Genomic DNA, 18742 nt, shown 5'->3' on the forward strand with positions numbered 1-18742 from the left:
CCCCGGTCACCCTTTTCAGAGGCCTTTTGGAAACGCATGCAGATTGGCCGGTCGCTGACATCGATAACCGCTCTCGCGACGCTGCTGATGGCAGCCGCTCCCATGGCTGCGGCGCAGACGGGGCGGCCCTGGGTCGATCCTCCGGCTGAGACCGGGACTGCACCGGCCCAAGCGCCAAAGCCTCTGAATGAAGCACCTGCCAGCCCTCCACCACAGGCCACGACACCAGCGCCCGCATCTGCGACCCCGCCGACGCAATCGGCGCAGCCGCAGGCGCCCGCTGTCCCGCAGCCCGCTCCCACGGTGGCGCAGCCGCTGAAGGATCGCGACGCCGACAAGCGCAGCGCCCGGGCCTCCGTGGCGAAGGACTTCGCCATCGACTATCTCGAATCCTGGTCGGCCTCGAACGATGTCGCTCTCGAAGCGACGGCCGCCTTCTATGCGCCGCGCATCCTCTTCCATGGCCGCGAAGTAAGCATGCAGCGCCTCTTCAACGAGAAGCGCCGCTTCGTGCGCCGCTGGCCCGAGCGCGATTATCGTCCGCGCCAGGATGCGATCGGGAGCACATGCAACCCGCCAGGCGAGATCTGTACGGTGCATGCGGTGTTCGACTTCACCGCATCTCATCCCAAAAGGCGTCGCGTCTCGCAGGGCACCGGCGCCTTGCAGCTCATCGTTCACTTCATTGGCGACAAACCGGTTATTGTTGCCGAACACAGCACACTGCTCGGTCAGGAGCGCAAGGGAAATCTTGCCCTGGAGGGTGCCTCGCATGATTGACGATTCCATCACCCACGATCCCAAGGCGGATCCGCGCCGCAACTGGGCCCAGATGCGCGACAGAATGCGCGAGATCATCCATGCGGAACTCGACAGAATTCACCCCACCGACGATGCGCGCCGCGCTCTCGAACTGATCATCGAATCCTCCGTGCGTCCGTCCGAAGTGGATGGTGCGCTGAAGCTCACGATTATCGACCACGAGGGCAAGAAGCGGACGATGGAGAGGGGCGGGCAGCAGAGCGAATTCACGCTCCACGATCTACTCGATGAATTGCGCGTGAAGTATCCGGTGCTGTTCAGGCCGGCGAAGCGCGATGCATCGGCGCTTGCACAGGTCGACGAACCATCCTGGCCGCGTGCGAAGCCGAGGCGTGACTGGTTGAATCTCGATTCCGGCGAGTCGCAGCCCATAGCCGAACCGTCCCATCCGCTGGAAGAACCTGAAGCCCGCCATCATGAACATGACGCAAGGCTGCCGGTAGCGGACTGGCCACACGACACGCTCAAAGCCTCCACGCCCGACCGAGCCCCCGAGACCTCGGCGGAGGATTACCCGATTGCGGTCGCGGCGGAGCATGAGCGGAGTGACTTCGGCGACATGCGCACGCATTCCTGGAAGCGACCGGCCTTCGCGCTCGGCGCGGTGGCCGTTCTCGCTCTCCTCGGCGTCGGTGCATTCCTGTTCCAGAGCGACAATACGGCAGCGCCTCAAGTCAGCGCTGCTGCACCGGCCGCGTCCGGCCCGATCCGCGAGCCGGAGCCGGTGGCAACGGGTTCGACGGGCTCATCCGGATCGCTGCGCGGCGTGCCGGACGTGATCGATACGGCAACCCTATCCCTGAATGGTGAAGTGGTGCGCCTGTTCGGCGTCGAGTGGGCTCCCGGTGCCGGCAAGCCCGAAGACCTGACCCAGTATCTCAACGGCCGCGAGGTCGCCTGCGAGCCGGCGGGCTCAAACGACGTGTATCGGTGTCAGGTCGGCGGACAGGATCTGTCGCGCGTCGTGCTGTTCAACGGCGGCGGGCGTCCCACGAGCGACGCGACGCCGGAGCTCAAGGCCGCGGCCGACAAGGCCCGCGAGGCAAAGATCGGCGTCTGGAGCAACTAGCGCATCGTGCGGACCCGAAGGGCCGCGCTAACAATGCGCCAGCCAAGAGAAAGCGGCCCCTGGATCGACAGGAGCCGCTGATTCCCCGCAAGCTCGCATCTTAGCGCATCGTGCGGACCCAGAGGGCCGCATCAACGATGCGCCGCTTAAGGGATTGAGCATCGAAATTGATCCCAAAAGTGGATTCCACTTTTGGGTCCGATGCTCTAGGCGCTTGCCCCTGCAGGAGCCGGAATCTCGATTTCGATCTCGAGGGTCGAAATGTCGGAATCGCGGTTCATCTTCACCTGAACGTTGTCCTGATCGACCATGACATGACGGCGGACGACGGCCAGGATTTCTTCCCTGAGCTGCGCAACGAGATCGGGCTTGCCCCCGACGATGCCGCGTTCGTGCGCCAGCAGGATCTGCAGGCGCTCTCGCGCGACGGGCGCGGATGTGCGCCGGTTGAAGAAACTCAAAAGGCTCATGCAGCCCTCCGTCCGAACAATTTGCCGAACAGCCCCTTCTTGTCGGTGGGGATGGTGAGTTCGACGGTTTCACCCTTGAGCCGGCGCACGGCATCGAAATAGGCCCGCCCCGGTGCGCTGGCGGGATTGTTCAACGTCACCGGCGAGCCGACATTCGAGGCGCGCAGCACTTCTTCGCTCTCGGGAATGATGCCGATCAGCGGAATGGAGAGGATCTCCAGCACATCGTCAACCTTGAGCATCTCGCCGCGCTCGGCGCGGACGGGATCATAGCGGGTGAGAAGGAGATGCTTCTCGATGCGCTCGCCCTTCTCGGCCCGTTCCGTCTTGGAATCGAGGAGGCCGATGATGCGGTCTGAATCGCGGACGGAGGACACTTCCGGGTTCGTCACGACGACGGCGACATCCGCATGGCGCATGGCCATCGTGGCGCCGCGCTCGATGCCAGCCGGGCTGTCGCAGATGATCCAGTCGAACTTCTGGCGCAATTCATCGAGCACGCGGGCCACGCCCTCTTCCGTGAGCGCGTCCTTGTCGCGGGTCTGCGAAGCGGGAAGCAGCGAGAGGTTCTCCAGCCGCTTGTCGCGGATGAGAGCCTGATTGAGCTTCGCATCGCCCTGCACCACGTTGATGAGATCGAACACCACGCGGCGCTCGGCTCCCATCACCAGATCCAGGTTGCGCAGGCCGACGTCGAAGTCGATGACGACGACCTTCTCGCCACCATGCGCCAGCGCCGCGCCCAGAGCTGCCGAAGACGTTGTCTTGCCAACGCCGCCCTTGCCGGAAGTTACGACCAAGACTTTGGCCATTGTCGTCTCTCTTTCTCTCAATCCAATGTTTTCAGGATGATGGAGTCGCCATCCAGGTTCACTTGCACGGGCTGACCGAGGAACTTGCCCCCCAGATCGTCAGCGGTCTTGTAGAGCCCGTCGATCGCAATCAATTCGGCTTCGAACTTCCGGCAGAAGATGCGGGCTTTACCATTACCTGTGCAGCCGGCGATGGCCCGGCCGCGCAGGGTACCGTAGACATGGATCGAGCCGCCGGCGACGATTTCCGAGCCCGAGGCGACGGAGCCCAGAACCGTCACGTCGCCTTCGGGATGCAGAATCGACTGGCCTGAGCGCACGGAGCCTTCGATGAGAAGCGACTTCTCCGGCACGGGCGCATCGCCGAAGGGCGAGGCTGCTGCGGCAACTGCCGCATTGGCGGCATCCGGCACGTCGATCTCGCCCGTAGGCTTGCCGCCGGTGATCGGCGGCGGCATGTCGGCATCGACATTCTCGGGAGCCGCGCCCTCGAGGCCGATGATGCGGATGTTGCGCATCTTGAAGGCTGCGAGGAGGAATTTCAGCTCGGACTTGGAAGGCTTTAAGGATGATACGTCGGCAATGATGGGCCGCCCGGTGAAGAAACCGGGCGAACGTTCCGATACGGCATCGAGATCTTCGAGCCAGTCCCTCAGCGGCACTTCGGGCGCGAGGACCAGGGCCATGAAGGACCTGCCACGGAAGCGAAGAGAGGGACGGTTGCGAACGGCAATGGTCACGGGAGTTCAGGTTCCTTTAATACCCCATGATTTCGACCGTTTATGGTTAACGGACGGTTAAAGGAGCCGGCTGGCGCTAACAATTTTCGAGGAGAGCCGGGATGGGCCTGCGGTAATTCCGCGGCGTTAATCCGGGTAAACCCTGAAAGCAGGATAAGAAATTCCGCCATTTCAAGGAATATAAAGATAATTTGTATCTCTTTCGGACTATAATATAGCACTTCTTGAGTATTAGTCCGTCCTCAAAGCTCAATTGACCGAGCCTGACAGGAGCCTACGATGACCCTGCTTTCGTTTTGTTTCATCGTTGCTTAGAGCATCGTGCGAAAGAGCGGTTTCGGTTTTTTCGCTGATGCGGACTTCGGTTCGCATCGAACGATGCGCAAGTTTGAAAGATAAGCATTTTTCAATCGCCGAGGACGAGCACAAAACGATCAGATCGACAAACAGCCGCAAGGCTCATCCAGGGGAGGATGACAATGTCGGGTCGCGTGAGTGCTTTATCGTCCGCGTGCAGGTTTTTCCGCCGTTCGTCCGTTCGAGCCGCCTTTGTCGCAGCCGCCCTCGTCTCCGGCACGGTCGCTGCAGCGGCCCAGACGGCGCCGGCCTTCAACCCGGCCCGCGCCAACACAGGCACGCTCGGCGTAATCTCGGGCGGCGCGGACGGCACCTATATCCGCATTGCCGCCGATCTCGCCAATGTGCTCGATGGCGAAGACCTGCGCGTGCTGCCGATGATCGGCCGCGGCTCGCTGCAGAACCTCCGCGACATCATGTTCCTGCGCGGGGTCGACATCGGCATCGTGCAGATGGATGCGCGCGAGCAGTTGAAGGCGGAGAACCTCCAGAACGATGCGGTGCGGCGCTTGCGTTACATCACGCGCCTCTACAACGAGGAGGTCCATATCATCGCCAACCGGGAGATCTCCGACATCCGGCAGCTCGACGGCAAGAAGGTCAATATCGACAAGGCCGGCAGCGGCACCAACCTGACCTCTCGGCTGATCTTCGACAAACTCGGGATCAAGCCCGAGATGACCACCTTCGACCAGGCCTCATCCTACGCGAAGCTGAAATCGGGAGAGATCCAGGCGGCGGTCTACGTGGCCGGACGCCCGGTTCGCGCCATCGCCGAGTTCCAAACCGACGGACGTTTCCATCTTCTCCCGATTCCGTTCGAGGGAGAGATCGCAGAAAGCTATTTTCCCGCCCGCCTCGCGAATGCGGATTATCCGCAGCTCGTCGACAAGGATAAACCCGTCGAGACCCTGGCGGTCGGCAGCCTGCTTGCGGTGTTCAACTGGCCCGAGAACTCCGATCGCTACAACCGTGTCAGGCGTTTCGTGGATGCGTTCTTCTCCCGGTTCGACGAGTTCCTGCAACCGGGCCGGCACCCGAAATGGAAAGAGGTCAATCTCGCAGCCGACGTGCCCGGCTGGGAGCGCGTGAGGCCGGCGCAGGACTGGATCGATCGCGCTGCGGCGGCCAGCAAGCCTTCGCCTCAGAGCCAAAGCTTCGAGAGCTTCATGAAGAGCAGAGGTATCGACGTTTCGGCCGAGCAGCGCGAGGTCCTGTTCCGGGAATTCCTTGCCTGGCAGAGCGACCGGCAAAGAGCCGCCCGCCGAGCCAGCCGGCAAGACTGAGCATCGGACCCAAAAGTGGATTGCACTTTTGGGATCGATCCGATGCTCCCGTTCCTGATGAGCGCATCGTTAACGCGAAAAACCGGGCCACTTTCCGCACGATGCGCTGAGGATCCAAGACAGGACGGAAGCCAAAGGCTGATCGCAAAGCCTTTGGCGACCACCGAAGGAGGTCCGACATGATTGGGCACACGAAATCCGGGCTTAAGTCTTTAACGGCAGAGTTGCTGACGACCACCTTGATCGGCATCGCACTCCTTGGACCCGCCGTCGCACAAAGCCCCGCCACTGGCAGCACTCCCGCGCGCGAGAGCTCCCTGGGCAAAGCAGAGGGGGCGGACAATCTTCTCACGCTCCTCCCGCTTCTCCTGACCTCGCCGGATCGAAGGAGACTGGCGGCTGACCTTGAGGTTTCCATCCGGACAGGAAACTTGAAAAAGGCGGAGGAGAGTCTCAACTCGGCTATCGAGGTCGGCACCCTTGCAATCGTTCTCGTCGATCACCTGAACAATCCGGACCTCATCACCACTTTGCAAGGTCTCGGCATCCGGAACGACCCCCACCCGACGCCGGAATCGACGATCGTGAACAAAGCAGCGGCAGAAGTCTGCACCGCGCCTCCTGCAGCCGCGGCGGCCAATCTGGCCGACATGCAGCAGGCTCTGGAGCAGGAACGGTCCTTCAGCGCCATGGTGTCGCAAACTCTGACCGGCCTCATGCAGGAGCACAATGAGCTGGCGGCGCAGTTGAAGACGGAGACAGAAGCGAAGGCCGCTACAGCATCCGAGATGCAGCAGGCCTTGCAACGGGAGCAGAACCAAGGCGCCGCGGCGAGACGCGAACTGGAGAAGCTTCAAGAAGAACATCGTGCCCTGCAGGCTACCAGAGAGCAGGACAAGGTTTCCGTGGCATCGAATGCATCCGAACTGGAGGCGCTTCTGCGGCAAGAGCGGGAGCGGAGCGACAATGCTGCGCACCAACTCGCCAGTGCAGAGAAGGAACTGCTCAGCCTTCAGGCCTTCAAGGACGAGGCGATGGCGTCCGAATCAGCCAAGATCCTTGAACTCAAGAAGGCCTTGGTGCAGGCCCAGACCCGCAGCGACATGCTGACCGAAGAGCTTGTGGATACCACGGAGGAATTGCACGCGCTTCAGGAGTCCCATCGCCCGAGCGCCACGCCCGTGATGTTCCGTCTCGCGGCGACAGGATCGGAGCCTCCATTGGCTCCGCCCCAGCAGGAGGCGCCTCCTCAGGTCCTATCGCCTCCAGCGGCAGTCGGAGTGACAGCGTCATTGGTGGATACTGCGCGGGCTCTGATCAATGGCACCTCCGCGTTGCCGTCGAAGGAGCCGACTTCGGTGGTGGTCGCATCCTTGCCCGAAGGCATTCAGCCGTTGCCGCTCGGCACGGCAACAGCGGCCCCGGTGAAGACCGAGGCTCCGTCTGGAACGGAACCCAAGGTGAGCGCACCGGTGGAAGCGCCCAAGGCCGATGAACGCCTGACGATGCGCGCGGAGGAACTCCTCCGCAAAGGGGATGTGAGCGGGGCTCGTCTTCTTCTTGAGCGCGCCTTGGATAGCGGCAATGCGCGCGCTGCCTTCCTGCTGGCGGAGACCTTCGACCCGAACGTTCTGTCCAGGCTGGGTGTCCTCGGCATCCGCGGCGAGCCATCCCGGGCGCGGGAACTCTACGCACGGGCCCGTGCCATGGGCATTGCCCAGGCTGGGGAGCGAATGGAAGCGTTGAAGTAGTTTTTAGCGCATCCCCCGATGCGCTAGAACGGCACCCACTCGCCGCCTTCGGTGAGCGAATCCACGGCGCGCTCGAGCGCCGTGCCGGCATCGAGCAACTGCTGGGCCGTCTGCTGGATCTGCAGCGGCGGGCCGGGAAGGCCGGCCACATGCTCGGTCAGTTCCCTCACCCGCTCGATCATGTCGATCAGGTCAGCCGCAAGCGCAGCCCTTTCCTCCGCCTCGGCGGCAGGGGGGCATCCTTGCTTCAGGCGCGGAGCGAGGGGGATCACGTTCGACATGCTCTGAAAATCTTCTTTTGTTCTCCCAAGAGCAATGGACTGCCCCGGTGTGATCCACAGCAAACCGCAGGTATGGGTCTTCCGTTTTCCCCGCTTGGACGCCTTGACTCCAGTATATTGGATTTATAGTCTAGTTTCATGGATATGCCCTCGACATTCAACGAGCACTTGGCGTTGCGACTTCGCGACCTGCGGGCGGAGAATGGATTGACGCTGGACGGCTTGGCGGAGCGTACCGGCGTGAGCCGCTCCATGATCTCGCTGATCGAGCGCGGCGAAAGCAGCCCCACGGCGGCGGTGCTCGACAAGCTTGCGGCAGGCCTCGGCGTGACCCTGGCTTCCCTCTTCGCCGAGAAGGACGACACAGGCGCCTCGCCGCTCGCGCGCCGTGCCGACCAGCGCGTCTGGCGCGATCCGGACAGCGGCTACATGCGCCGCAACCTTTCGGCGCCCGGATTCCCCTCGCCGATCGAACTCGTCGAGGTGATCCTCCCGCCCGGCGCGCGCGTGGCCTACGACACGGGCCAGCGCGCTGCTGCGGTTCATCAGCAGATCTGGATCATCGAGGGTGAGATCGATCTGACCCTGGGCGAGGAGACGCATCATCTGGCCACCGGCGACTGCCTGTCCATGCGCCTCGACCAGCCGACCATTTTTCGCAACCACGCTGACCGACCCGCCCGCTACGTGGTGGCTCTCGCCACCGATGCACGTACCGGGTTCGGCACTCAGCGCTGAGGAACTCCCATGACCGAGTCGATCACCATCCGCCCCCTCTCTCCGCAGGAAGCGAAAGAGCACATTGGCGCTCTCTCTGCAGTCCTGATCGATTGCGTCGAGGGCGGTGCCTCCGTCAGCTTCATGTCGCCCTTGGCCCAGGAGAGAGCCGATGCATTCTGGCGGGGTGTTGCCGAAGGCGTCGCTGCAGGCGAACGCATCCTCCTCGTCGCTCAGGATGACACGAGCGGACAGATCGTGGGCACCGTGCAGATCGTGCTCAAGCAGCCGGAGAACCAGCCGCACCGAGCAGACATCGCCAAGATGCTCGTTCACGGACAAGCCCGGAAGCGCGGCATCGGTGCGGCCTTGATGCGAGCAGCCGAAGACGCCGCCCAAACGGCAGGCAAGACCGTCCTCGTGCTCGACACGGTGACGGGCGGCGATGCGGAACGCCTCTATGAGCGGGTCGGCTGGACCAAGTCCGGCGTGATTCCGAACTATGCCCTTTGGCCGAAGGGCGGGTTCTGCGATACAACCGTGTTCTACAAGCAGCTTTCCGCGAGCTAAATCCGCCGAAAGGACAGCAGACCTAGACAATGGCCTAATGGGCTCAAGGCAGCCCGCCATGCTATGGCCAGCCTTCTTCAATCCGCTCTTATGTTTCCCGCTAGATAGAAATCATGGACTTATCCACCGCGGCGCTTCTCGCCGCCTCGGGCCTTGCGGCCGGCCTCGTCAATGCGATCGCAGGCGGCGGCACCTTCTTTACCTTCTCCGCCCTCGTCGCTGCAGGTCTTCCGCCCGTCGTCGCCAATGCAACGAGCGCCGTGGCGGTAACGCCCGCCAATCTGTCCAGCGCATGGGCGTACCGGAAAGAACTCGCGACCAATGTCAGGCGCTTTGCGGCGCTGGGCATCGTCAGCCTCATCGGCGGCGTGGTCGGCGCTTACATTCTCACCGTCACCAACAACGATGCCTTCCGACAGCTCGTGCCGTGGCTCCTGCTTTTTGCGACCCTGCTCTTCGCTGCAAGCCCGAAGATCGTGGCGCTCGCCCGCGCCATCGGCAAGCATGAGGGACACCATCCCTCGATGAAGGCCTGGGCCACGGGCCTAGCGTTCCAGACAGGTGTCGCCATCTATGGCGGCTTCTTCGGCGCGGGCATGGGAATCGTCATGTTGGCGGCGCTTGCAATCACCGAGGGTGACGATTTCCATCTGATCAATTCCGCGAAGCATCTGTGCTCCACGCTGATCCAGCTCGTGGCCGTGATCCTGTTCATCGCAGCCGGTCTCGTGAGCTGGCCCGAGACCTTCATCGTCGGTGCGGCCTCGGTGATCGGCGGTTATCTCGGCGTCGTCTTCGGCCGTCGCCTGCCGGCAAGCGTGATCCGCTGGCTGGTGATCGCGGTTGGCGCGGCACTGACACTGTATTTCTTTATTCGCTGAATTCGCTAACCATACTCGAAATAGAATGAGATCGGGCGGCTTTTTGCGGGCTGCTGCCCGATTCACGCCACAACCATGCTCCTTCCTGCGACGTCTCGATTCTCAACGCTCGCGAAAAGGAAATGCTCGTGGCCGAATCCCAAAACCTGTCCGGACTCGACGGAACGCAATCGGTAAGCGCTCTCGGCCTGCGATGGGCCGCCCTACGCGGCATGCTGAACTCGCCGCTGATCATGGCCGACGAACAGCGCCCGCTGCGCGACGAGCTCCTGCGTGAGCTTGCGGCCATCGAACAGGATTTCAGCGATCTGCCATCGCGCACCACAACGGAGATTTCCGCGAAACTCGATATAGCGAAATCGGCACTTCGAGAGCGCATTCAGAACGGGGAATCCTGGCTGGTCGATCTGATCGAAAGCATTCAGTCAGATCTTCACAGCGTCGCTCAGAAGCCGTCCGTGACACCTGCAACGACCGCCAGTCGCTCGCCGGCCAATCTCAGCCGCCCGCAGCAACAGCGTTCCGACGAGACGAGCTCCTCCTCGACATCGCCGAGTTCTTCGACGAACTCCACGAGTTCGGAAACGGCCACCTCGTCGGCGGCCTGATCTTTTGAAAGCGCCGCGCTCGAGCCTATCGATCGCGGCGCCGAAAAATGCCGGTCTTTGTTACACAAGTCCGGGATCGATGGTGCTCTTTCTCTCGAGCCATGCGGGAACGGGCAGGCTCTTCGAGCGCAGGAAGTCCGGGTTGAAGAGCTTGGACTGATAGCGCGTCCCGTAATCGCACAAGACGGTCACGATCGTGTGGCCCGGCCCGAGCTGCCTGGCAAGACGGATCGCGCCCGCCACATTGATGCCGGATGATCCGCCGAGGCACAGACCTTCATATTCCAGCAGATCGAAGATGACCGGCACCGCCTCCTCGTCCGGAATCTGGAAGGCGACATCGATCGGTGCATCGACCAGATTGGCCGTGATGCGGCCCTGACCGATGCCTTCCGTGATCGACGAGCCGGACGCCTTCAACTCGCCGGTCGTGTAGTAGCTGTAGAGAGCCGCGCCCAAAGGATCGGCAAGGCCGATGACGATCTTCGGATTGCGCCGCTTCAGCGCCATGCCGACACCGGCCAGCGTACCGCCCGTGCCGACAGCACTGACGAAGCCGTCGACCTTGCCGCCCGTCTGCTCCCAGATTTCCGGCCCCGTCGTCTCGATATGCGCCTGCCGGTTCGCCACGTTGTCGAACTGGTTGGCCCAGATCGCCCCGCTCGGCTCCGATGCCGCGAGGCGCTCCGCCAAGCGTCCTGAGACCTTCACGTAGTTGTTGGGATTGGCGTAAGGCACGGCCGGGACTTCAATGAGCTCGGCGCCCGCGAGCCGCAACATGTCCTTCTTCTCCTGGCTCTGCGTCTCCGGGATCACGATCACGGTCCGGAAACCGAGGGCATTGGCGACGAGCGCCAGACCGATGCCGGTATTGCCGGCGGTCCCCTCGACGATCACGCCGCCCGGGCGCAGAGTGCCGCGTCTCACCGCATCCTGAATGATGAACAGGGCGGCCCGGTCCTTCACCGACTGGCCGGGATTCATGAACTCGGCCTTGCCCAGGATGGTGCATCCGGTCAGTTTGGAGGCACGGCGAAGCTTGATCAGGGGTGTATTGCCAATAGCGGCAGGGACATCGGGCTGAATGGTCATGATACCTAACTGCGGGCTGGGATACGTTCGTGAGGGAGAACCGGGTGTAAGCCATTCGGCGGGAATGTTCACGACCGATATTCACGTTTATATTATGTGATTAAAATTAAAAATACAATCCTTGACGTTCTTTATATCGAACTACATTGTGTCCTCCTCACGAGGGGCTGATGCTCCTGGCCATCACTCACCGTTACGAAAGCTCAGGAGCGACCATGTCCAGCTCTGCAATGGCTTCGCCTCTTTCCGTCGGAAACCGTGCGAGCTTGTCCATCAATACCCCGGCCTCCCTGGCGGCCGCCGCCGGCATCATCGGCGGCGCGGCTCTACTGGGCGCCATCATCAACCCACGACAGGCCGCGCTTTACGTGCTCGGCGCGGCGCTTGGGCTCGTGCTCTATCACGCCGCCTTCGGATTCACCTCGGCCTGGCGCGTCTTCATCGCGGATCGTCGTGGCGAGGGCCTGCGGGCGCAGATGGTGATGCTGGCGATCGCCTCCATCCTGTTCTTCCCCGTCCTCGCCTTCGGCTCCCTCTTCGGCCAGCCGGTCGCCGGCAACGTCTCGCCGGCCGGCTTTGGCGTGATCTTCGGCGCCTTCATCTTCGGCATCGGTATGCAGATGGGTGGTGGCTGCGCCTCGGGCACGCTCTATACGGTCGGGGGCGGCTCCACTCGCATGGTGATCACACTCGCCGCCTTCATCGCCGGCTCCGCCATCGGGGCAGCGCATCTGCATTGGTGGGTCGCGCTTCCGAGTCTGCCGGCGATCTCGATCATCAAGACCTGGGGTCCCTGGACGGCTTTGGCCGTGCAGCTCGCCGTCTTCGCCCTCATCACCGCCGTGACCGTCGTATTCGAGAAGCGCCGGCACGGCCGCCTCATCGCGGCCGATCCATCCCCACGCGAGGGCCTTTCGCGCTTCCTGCGCGGGCCCTGGCCGCTGGTGGCGGGTGCGGTGGCGCTGGCCCTTCTGAACTTCGTGACGCTCTATCTCGCCGGCCGTCCCTGGGGCGTGACCTCGGCCTTCGCCCTCTGGGGTTCGAAGATCGCCGCCACCATCGGCTTCGACGTCGCGAGCTGGCCCTACTGGTCCTCCCCGGCCCGTCAGGCCGAGCTCAACGGCAGCATCTTCAACGACATCACGACGGTGATGGATTTCGGCATCATCCTCGGCGCGCTTCTCGCCGCGGCTCTGGCCGGCCGCTTCGCGCCCACCTGGAAAGTCCCGCTGCGCTCCGCCATCGCGGCCATTGTTGGCGGCCTGCTTCTCGGCTACGGCGCACGGCTGGCCTATGGCTGCAACATCGGCGCCTATTTCTCCGGCATCGCATCCGGCAGCGTGCACGGCTGGGTCTGGCTCGTTGCAGCCTTTGCCGGCAACGTCGTCGGCACGCGACTGCGTCCCCTCTTCGGTCTTGAAGTGGAACGCGTGAAACTCACCGGCTGCTGACAAAAAAGGGCCTTTCAGTTGTTCTGAAAGGCCCTCTTCCTTTCGAGACCATGCCCCGCCAAGAAAAGGACTTATAGGTCTTCTACTTTCTACAGGAACTCTGCTCACTCGTTTCGAACGGAAACGGCGATGATGGGATTCGGCGGGAGGTTCCTTCGGAAGCAGGAGAGGGCCATGGGTCCTCTGCTGATCGCGTCCCTGATCGTGAGCCTGCTCGGCCTGCCCGTCGCTGCCTGGTTCGATCTGCGCGCGCTGTCGGAACGCATGCTTCAGGCCCAGGTCGGTGACATCAACCGGGTCATCGACGAGGTCCGCGCCTTCTACGGCAGCGACGTGGTCGAACGCATCCTTTCAGCGTCCGGACCGATCACGGTTACGCACAATTATCGCGACATTCCAGGCGCCATTCCCATCCCGGCGACCCTCTCCATCGAACTCGGCAAGCTCATCAGCAGCAAGAACGATGCCGTGAAGTATCGCTTTGTTTCCGACCACCCTTTCAAGGGCCGTGAAGCGCGAGCCATCGACAGCTTTGGGCAGGACGCACTCTCCCGTCTGCGTGCAGATCCCAAGCAGCCTATCATCGAGGTCTCCGGCTCGCTGCTGGAGCGCCAGATACGCACGGCCGCACCGGTGATCATGGGACCGGTCTGCGTTTCCTGCCACAATGCGCATCCCGATAGCCCGAAACAGGATTGGAAGGTCGGTGACGTTCGCGGCATACAAGAAATCTCGGTCACCCAGCCCATTGCCAGCAATGTGTTCTCGTTCAAGTACCTTTTGTCCTACTTCGCTTTCATTGTGCTGGCGGGGCTGATCCTGATCGTTCTGCAGCGGCGGCAGACAAGCCTGATCCGCGGCATGAACCGGGAATTGTCGGAAGCCAACGACTTCCTGGCCAGCGTTTCGGCAAAGCTCGCCAAATATCTCTCCCCTCAGGTCTATAAGAGCATCTTCAGCGGCGAGAAGGACGTCACTATTGAGACCGAGCGCAAGAAGCTGACGATCTTCTTCTCGGACATCAAGGATTTCACCGCCATCTCGGAACGGCTGCAGCCCGAGGATCTGACGGCTCTTTTGAATGAGTACTTCACCGAGATGTCGGCCATCGCGCTTCGCCATGGCGGCACGGTCGATAAGTTCATCGGCGATGCGATCCTCGTCTTCTTCGGCGACCCGGAGACGAAAGGTGTCAAGGAGGATGCCCGTGCCTGTCTGCGCATGGCTGTCGACATGCAACAGCGGCTCGAGGTGTTGAGCGATCAATGGCTCCGGCGCGGCATTGAACATCCTTTCCGGGCCCGCATGGGCATCAACACCGGCTATTGCAATGTCGGTAATTTCGGCAGCAACGACCGGATGGAGTACACGATCATCGGGGCCGCGGCGAATCTCGCCGCACGGCTGCAAACCATCGCCGAGCCGGGAGGGATCTGCCTGAGTTACGAAACCTATGCCCTGGTGCGCGATCTGGTGCAGGTCGAGCCTCTTGCACCGATCGGCATGAAGGGCATCGGCCGCGAGATCATCCCCTATGCCGTCAAAGGCTTGTCGGGGGACTGGTCTCCAAAGTCTTCGGTGATCCGGGAGCACGCAACCGGGCTCGAGCTGTTCATCGACCCGGATGCCATGAGCGAGGGCGGGATCGAGCAGGCCAAGAGGCGCCTGTCAGAGGCACTCGCCGTGCTGAACCTGCGGACGAGTTGACGGCTGCTCCCATCCTCCCGATCAGGGAGCGGCCTTTTCTTCGGTCATGGCACGAGCGACCACCTCCTTCACGGTCTCGTAGGGCTGAGCCCCGGAGACGAGATAGGCCTGTCCTCCAGCCGTCACGATCAGGGCCGGAACACCCGAAATGCCGATCTGTCGTGCGAGCTGCTGGTCCTCGATCACGCGCTGTTCGTAGCGACTGCTCGTGAGAGCCTCGCGCAAGTCATCCTGACCGAGCCCGACGGATCGTCCAATGTCGAGCAGGACCTCGATGTCAGCGAGATCGTGCCCGTCTTCGAAGAAGGCCTTGAACAGAGCGGCGTTCATGGCGTCGAGCTGGCCCGCCTCGCGTGCACATTCGGCCGCCTCATGGGCTTTGCGGCTGCGCGGCTGAATCGGCGGCAGCTTCAGGACCATGCCGCGCTCCTGTGCCATCGGATAGACGGACTGGTTCCAGACACGGTGCAGGTATTCCGCATTGGGATCGAGCGTCGGCTCAGGCTCGGGCCGGAGTTCGAAGGCGCGCCAGTCGATCTCGACACGATTGCCGAGTTCGTTCCGGATCCGCTCAAGAACGGGTCGTTCGAGATAGCAGAACGGGCAGACATAATCGCTCCAGACCAGGATCCGGATGGGGTTGTCTTTCGCCATGAGCGCTCTCCTTCGGGCAATCCTGTCAATGCATCAATGGCCAGCAGGTTTTTCCGTGTCCGGATCTGACTGCTTGAGCGACTGGATCAGGCTGCCCAGAGCCCGGAAGTCGCCTTTCCGGGTCGATGTACGGCGCCAGGCCAACCCGACGGTGCGCATGGGCGCGTCTTCCGGAAATTCGATCAGAGCGACCCGCTGCCGGTCGACCTCGGTTTCGGCGCAGAGTTCGGGAAGGAGCGTGATGCCGTGGCCGGCCGCCACCATCTGCATGATGGTGGTGAGCGAGGCAGCCCCCAGGGCCTTCCGCGCCTGCATGTTGGCGAAGTGGCAGAACTGCAGGGCCTGATCCCTGAGGCAATGTCCTTCTTCCAGCAGCAGCAGGCGCTCCTGCCCGATGCGGCTGCGCAGATCGCCGGTCGTCCAGCCCTGCGCCGCCTGGCTCTGCACGGCGATAAGGAAGCGATCCTGGAAGAGCGCCATGGTTTCGACCTGAGGCTGCTGGATCGGCAGTGCGAGAAGAGCCGCATCGAGATCACCCCGCACCAGTTCCTCGACCAGTGCTGCGGTCTGTGTCTCGCGGATCTGGAGATCGAGGGCCGGATACTGCTTGTCCACCTCGGTCAGGATTGCCGGCAGAAGGTAGGGCGCAATCGAAGGAATGATCCCGAGGCGGAGCGGACCCGTGAGCACACCCTGATACTGATGCGCGTAATCGGACAATTCGCGCACCTGATTCAGGATCGTCTCGGCCCGCGATGCGATCTCCTGTCCAGCTGGCGTAATGGCAACAGAGTTTCCTCTCCGTTCGACGAGATCGACGCCGAGCTCGCGCTCCAGCTCCTTGATCTGCATCGAGAGCGCCGGCTGGGTGACGGCGCATTGATCGGCTGCCATACCGAAATGCTTCGTGCGCGCGAGTGTTTCGAAATATCGGAGCTGTCGAAGAGTGATCATGACGCCGATAAGAATAACTGATCGCAGTTTGTAATCAATACAATTGGACCTTATCGGGCGTCCCCGTCATCTTGCGCCAACCTCAATGGGGACGACCATGACAAAAACAACCACGATGACCACGACAGCAGGCGCGCCGATTGCCGACAACCAGAACAGCCTCTCGGCGGGCGCCCGCGGCCCGCTGCTGCTCCAGGATTACCAGCTGATCGAGAAGCTCGCGCACCAAAACCGGGAGCGCATTCCGGAGCGCGTGGTCCATGCCAAGGGTTCGGCCGCCTATGGCACGCTGACGATCACCAACGACATCACGAAATATTCCAAGGCGAAGGTCTTCTCCGAGATTGGCAAGCAGACGGAAGTCTTCCTGCGCTTCTCCACTGTCGCCGGCGAGCGCGGCGCGGCGGATGCCGAACGCGATGTGCGCGGCTTCGCGCTGAAGGTCTACACGGAAGAAGGCAACTGGGACATCGTCGGCAACAACACGCCGGTGTTCTTCGTCCGCGATCCGGTGAAGTTCCCCGACTTCATCCGCACGCAGAAGCGCCATCCGGCCACGAACCTGCGCTCCGCCACCGCCATGTGGGATTTCTGGTCGCTCAGCCCCGAGACGCTGCATCAGGTGACGATCCTGTTCTCGGATCGCGGACTGCCGCAGGGCTATCGCTTCATGCACGGCTTCGGCTCGCACACCTATTCGTTCATCAACGAGGCCGGCGAGCGCTTCTGGGTGAAGTTCCACTTCAAGTCCATGCAGGGCATCAAGACCTGGACGAACCGCGAGGGCGAGGCTGTCGTCGCCAAGGATCGCGAGAGCGCCCAGCGCGACCTCTATGAAGCCATCGAAGGCGGCGATTTCCCGCGCTGGAAGTTCTGCGTTCAGATCATGCCCGAGACGGACGCGGAGAAGACCTCCTATAACCCGTTCGATGTCACCAAGGTGTGGCCGCACGGCGACTACCCGCTGATCGAGGTCGGCATCCTCGAACTGAACCGCAATGCGCAGCACTACTTCGCCGAGGTCGAGCAATCCTCGTTCTCACCGTCGAACATCGTGCCCGGCATTAGCTTCTCGCCGGACAAGATGCTGCAGGGCCGCATCTTCGCTTATGCGGATGCGCACCGTTACCGCGTCGGCACGCATTACGAGGCGCTACCGGTGAACAGCCCGCGCTGCCCGGTCCATCACTATCATGCCGACGGCTCGATGCTGTTCGACATCCCGAACCGCGGCAATGCTTACTATGAGCCAAACTCCTTCAACGGTCCGGTGCAGACGCAGCGTGCCGCCGAGCCGCCGCTCAAGATCTCGGGCGATGCTGATCGCTATGATCACCGCGCCGGCAACGACGACTACAAGCAGCCGGGCGACCTGTTCCGCCTCATGACGCCGGACGAGCAGAACCGGCTCATGGACAACATCGCGGAAGCGATGCAGGGCGTGCCGCAGGAGATCGTGAAGCGCCAGATCGTGCATTTCTACCTCGCCGACAAGGCCTATGGCCTCGGCGTGGCGGATCGCATGGGCCTCAAGGGCGCCGTGATGATCCAGGCTGCGGAGTAAGCCAAGAAAACTGTAGGGGTAAATGAAGCGGCCCGGGAGCGATCCCGGGCCGTTTTGTTTTTCTGCTGTTCTCGAAGTGTCATTCCCGGCCGGAGCGCAGCGGAGGGGAAGGGGATCCACTGAGGCCCGGCGCCATGGGTCCCCTTCCCTCGCTTCGCTCGCCGGGGATGACGCGCGTTAGAGCAACCCTTCTCCCTGCAGGAATGGGTTGCTTTGCCGCTCCTGGCCGATGGTGCTCATGGGGCCGTGGCCGCAGATGAAGGCAATGTCGTCGCCGAGCGGCAGCAGCTTGTCCTTGATCGAGCGGATCAGCGCCTTGCCGTCGCCGCCGGGAAGATCCACGCGCCCGACCGAGCCCTGGAACAGCACGTCGCCGACGAGAGCGAAACGTTGATCCTTTGATACGAGCACGACGCTGCCCGGCGAGTGGCCGGGGCAATGGAGCACGTCGAGGGTGAGATCGCCGATAGTGACCGTATCGCCTTCGTTCAACCAGCGATCCGGCGTGACGGCGCGGGCCGGAAAGCCGTAAGCCTGACCCTGCTCCGCAAGCCGCTCCAGCAGGAAGCGATCGGCCTCGTGCGGACCTTCGATGGGGACACCGAGCTCCTCGCGCAGCTCGGCTGCTCCGCCAGCATGATCGATATGGCCGTGCGTGAGGATGATCTTCTCCACGCTCACGCCTGCTTGCTTGATAGCTTCGCGGATATGGGGGAGATCGCCGCCGGGATCGACCACGGCAGCCTTTTTCGTTTTCTCGCACCACAGCAATGTGCAGTTCTGCTGGAAAGGCGTCACGGGAATGAGGGTGGCGCGGACGTCTGGCACAGGAGATTCCTTCATCTGTCGCATCCACACATAGGCGTTGCGGAGGTTCCTGGAAAGGCATGCCTCTATTGACCTGACGGAGCCCGGCTTCACATAGTCCCCTCACCGAATCATGAGGTAAGGACACG

19 protein-coding genes are annotated in these 18742 nt (G+C 62.4%); 11 read left to right on the plus strand and 8 right to left on the minus strand.

Translation table 11 applies throughout. The features are described 5' to 3' along the window. Positions 1-36: 36 nt before the first annotated feature. Complete coding sequence (locus tag JO965_RS24890) at positions 37-780, plus strand: hypothetical protein (RefSeq protein ID WP_203441600.1); 744 nt, start codon at positions 37-39, stop codon at positions 778-780. After that, positions 773-1891, plus strand: a complete 1119-nt coding sequence (locus JO965_RS24895) for a thermonuclease family protein (RefSeq protein ID WP_203441601.1) — start codon at positions 773-775, stop codon at positions 1889-1891. Before JO965_RS24890 ends, JO965_RS24895 begins: the two co-directional genes overlap by 8 nt. Positions 1892-2097: 206 nt before the next feature. On the opposite strand, the gene minE is transcribed toward JO965_RS24895, so the two are convergent. The 3 genes from minE to minC are packed head-to-tail and all read right to left on the minus strand — an operon-like array spanning position 2098 to position 3913. Next, positions 2098-2361, minus strand: coding sequence for a cell division topological specificity factor MinE (minE, locus tag JO965_RS24900; RefSeq protein ID WP_203441602.1), 264 nt, complete (start codon positions 2359-2361; stop codon positions 2098-2100). Beyond that, complete coding sequence (gene minD / locus JO965_RS24905; protein WP_203441603.1) at positions 2358-3173, minus strand: septum site-determining protein MinD; 816 nt, start codon at positions 3171-3173, stop codon at positions 2358-2360. Before minD ends, minE begins: the two co-directional genes overlap by 4 nt. Before the next feature lie 17 nt (positions 3174-3190). Then, positions 3191-3913 (minus strand): septum site-determining protein MinC, encoded by a 723-nt coding sequence (gene minC / locus JO965_RS24910; RefSeq protein ID WP_203441604.1) that lies wholly within the window; start codon positions 3911-3913, stop codon positions 3191-3193. Between the two features lie 479 nt (positions 3914-4392). On the opposite strand from minC, the gene JO965_RS24915 reads away from it, so the two are divergent. Both JO965_RS24915 and JO965_RS24920 read left to right on the plus strand, forming a co-directional pair. Then, a complete protein-coding gene (locus tag JO965_RS24915; RefSeq protein ID WP_203441605.1) occupies positions 4393-5556 on the plus strand; it encodes a TAXI family TRAP transporter solute-binding subunit in 1164 nt (387 codons plus the stop codon). Between the two features lie 179 nt (positions 5557-5735). Further along, on the plus strand, positions 5736-7307 hold the full coding sequence (locus tag JO965_RS24920; RefSeq protein WP_203441606.1) for a hypothetical protein: 1572 nt from the start codon (positions 5736-5738) through the stop codon (positions 7305-7307). A gap of 23 nt (positions 7308-7330) precedes the next feature. Here the strand turns inward: JO965_RS24920 and JO965_RS24925 are convergent, their stop codons facing one another. Further along, positions 7331-7588, minus strand: coding sequence for a hypothetical protein (locus tag JO965_RS24925; RefSeq protein ID WP_203441607.1), 258 nt, complete (start codon positions 7586-7588; stop codon positions 7331-7333). Positions 7589-7726: 138 nt separating this feature from the next. Between JO965_RS24925 and JO965_RS24930 the strand changes: the two genes are divergently transcribed. The 4 genes from JO965_RS24930 (at position 7727) to JO965_RS24945 (ending at position 10364) form a co-directional block, all read left to right on the plus strand. After that, a complete protein-coding gene (locus JO965_RS24930; protein WP_203441608.1) occupies positions 7727-8326 on the plus strand; it encodes a helix-turn-helix domain-containing protein in 600 nt (199 codons plus the stop codon). A 9-nt stretch (positions 8327-8335) separates the two neighbouring features. Continuing rightward, positions 8336-8875, plus strand: coding sequence for a GNAT family N-acetyltransferase (locus JO965_RS24935; RefSeq protein WP_203441609.1), 540 nt, complete (start codon positions 8336-8338; stop codon positions 8873-8875). Between the two features lie 113 nt (positions 8876-8988). Then, positions 8989-9756, plus strand: a complete 768-nt coding sequence (locus JO965_RS24940) for a sulfite exporter TauE/SafE family protein (protein ID WP_203441610.1) — start codon at positions 8989-8991, stop codon at positions 9754-9756. Positions 9757-9884: 128 nt separating this feature from the next. Next, the gene (locus JO965_RS24945; protein ID WP_203441611.1) at positions 9885-10364 is read left to right on the plus strand and encodes a hypothetical protein; all 480 of its coding nucleotides are present in this window, start codon (positions 9885-9887) and stop codon (positions 10362-10364) included. A gap of 60 nt (positions 10365-10424) precedes the next feature. On the opposite strand, the gene JO965_RS24950 is transcribed toward JO965_RS24945, so the two are convergent. Further along, on the minus strand, positions 10425-11456 hold the full coding sequence (locus tag JO965_RS24950) for a cysteine synthase A (RefSeq protein WP_203441612.1): 1032 nt from the start codon (positions 11454-11456) through the stop codon (positions 10425-10427). 215 nt (positions 11457-11671) lie between these two features. Between JO965_RS24950 and JO965_RS24955 the strand changes: the two genes are divergently transcribed. Both JO965_RS24955 and JO965_RS24960 read left to right on the plus strand, forming a co-directional pair. Then, entirely contained in the window at positions 11672-12907 is a 1236-nt protein-coding gene (locus tag JO965_RS24955) for a YeeE/YedE family protein (protein WP_203441613.1), read from the plus strand. Positions 12908-13081: 174 nt separating this feature from the next. Then, complete coding sequence (locus tag JO965_RS24960; RefSeq protein WP_203441614.1) at positions 13082-14614, plus strand: adenylate/guanylate cyclase domain-containing protein; 1533 nt, start codon at positions 13082-13084, stop codon at positions 14612-14614. Positions 14615-14635: 21 nt separating this feature from the next. Here the strand turns inward: JO965_RS24960 and JO965_RS24965 are convergent, their stop codons facing one another. Together JO965_RS24965 and JO965_RS24970 are read right to left on the minus strand one after the other, a co-directional pair. Next, positions 14636-15268, minus strand: coding sequence for a DsbA family protein (locus tag JO965_RS24965; RefSeq protein ID WP_203441615.1), 633 nt, complete (start codon positions 15266-15268; stop codon positions 14636-14638). Positions 15269-15301: 33 nt separating this feature from the next. Then, positions 15302-16162, minus strand: coding sequence for a LysR substrate-binding domain-containing protein (locus JO965_RS24970; RefSeq protein WP_371826820.1), 861 nt, complete (start codon positions 16160-16162; stop codon positions 15302-15304). A 157-nt stretch (positions 16163-16319) separates the two neighbouring features. Between JO965_RS24970 and JO965_RS24975 the strand changes: the two genes are divergently transcribed. Then, the gene (locus JO965_RS24975; protein ID WP_203441617.1) at positions 16320-17786 is read left to right on the plus strand and encodes a catalase; all 1467 of its coding nucleotides are present in this window, start codon (positions 16320-16322) and stop codon (positions 17784-17786) included. Positions 17787-17963: 177 nt separating this feature from the next. Here JO965_RS24975 and JO965_RS24980 read toward each other — a convergent pair whose 3' ends face one another. Further along, complete coding sequence (locus JO965_RS24980) at positions 17964-18629, minus strand: MBL fold metallo-hydrolase (RefSeq protein WP_203441618.1); 666 nt, start codon at positions 18627-18629, stop codon at positions 17964-17966. Positions 18630-18742: the final 113 nt, after the last annotated feature.

The sequence above is a fragment of the Microvirga sp. VF16 genome, assembly GCF_016864375.1.
Lineage (GTDB): Bacteria > Pseudomonadota > Alphaproteobacteria > Rhizobiales > Beijerinckiaceae > Microvirga.

Bases quoted from the DNA above. Each gene is read 5' to 3' on its own strand.
- JO965_RS24890 (WP_203441600.1), top strand. From the start codon at position 37: ATGCAGATTGGCCGGTCGCTGACATCGATAACCGCTCTCGCGACGCTG.
- JO965_RS24895 (WP_203441601.1), top strand. From the start codon at position 773: ATGATTGACGATTCCATCACCCACGATCCCAAGGCGGATCCGCGCCGC.
- minE (WP_203441602.1), bottom strand. From the start codon at position 2,361: ATGAGCCTTTTGAGTTTCTTCAACCGGCGCACATCCGCGCCCGTCGCG.
- minD (WP_203441603.1), bottom strand. From the start codon at position 3,173: ATGGCCAAAGTCTTGGTCGTAACTTCCGGCAAGGGCGGCGTTGGCAAG.
- JO965_RS24915 (WP_203441605.1), top strand. From the start codon at position 4,393: ATGTCGGGTCGCGTGAGTGCTTTATCGTCCGCGTGCAGGTTTTTCCGC.
- JO965_RS24920 (WP_203441606.1), top strand. From the start codon at position 5,736: ATGATTGGGCACACGAAATCCGGGCTTAAGTCTTTAACGGCAGAGTTG.
- JO965_RS24925 (WP_203441607.1), bottom strand. From the start codon at position 7,588: ATGTCGAACGTGATCCCCCTCGCTCCGCGCCTGAAGCAAGGATGCCCC.
- JO965_RS24930 (WP_203441608.1), top strand. From the start codon at position 7,727: ATGGATATGCCCTCGACATTCAACGAGCACTTGGCGTTGCGACTTCGC.
- JO965_RS24935 (WP_203441609.1), top strand. From the start codon at position 8,336: ATGACCGAGTCGATCACCATCCGCCCCCTCTCTCCGCAGGAAGCGAAA.
- JO965_RS24940 (WP_203441610.1), top strand. From the start codon at position 8,989: ATGGACTTATCCACCGCGGCGCTTCTCGCCGCCTCGGGCCTTGCGGCC.
- JO965_RS24950 (WP_203441612.1), bottom strand. From the start codon at position 11,456: ATGACCATTCAGCCCGATGTCCCTGCCGCTATTGGCAATACACCCCTG.
- JO965_RS24955 (WP_203441613.1), top strand. From the start codon at position 11,672: ATGTCCAGCTCTGCAATGGCTTCGCCTCTTTCCGTCGGAAACCGTGCG.
- JO965_RS24960 (WP_203441614.1), top strand. From the start codon at position 13,082: ATGGGTCCTCTGCTGATCGCGTCCCTGATCGTGAGCCTGCTCGGCCTG.
- JO965_RS24965 (WP_203441615.1), bottom strand. From the start codon at position 15,268: ATGGCGAAAGACAACCCCATCCGGATCCTGGTCTGGAGCGATTATGTC.
- JO965_RS24970 (WP_371826820.1), bottom strand. From the start codon at position 16,162: ATGGCAGCCGATCAATGCGCCGTCACCCAGCCGGCGCTCTCGATGCAG.
- JO965_RS24975 (WP_203441617.1), top strand. From the start codon at position 16,320: ATGACAAAAACAACCACGATGACCACGACAGCAGGCGCGCCGATTGCC.
- JO965_RS24980 (WP_203441618.1), bottom strand. From the start codon at position 18,629: ATGAAGGAATCTCCTGTGCCAGACGTCCGCGCCACCCTCATTCCCGTG.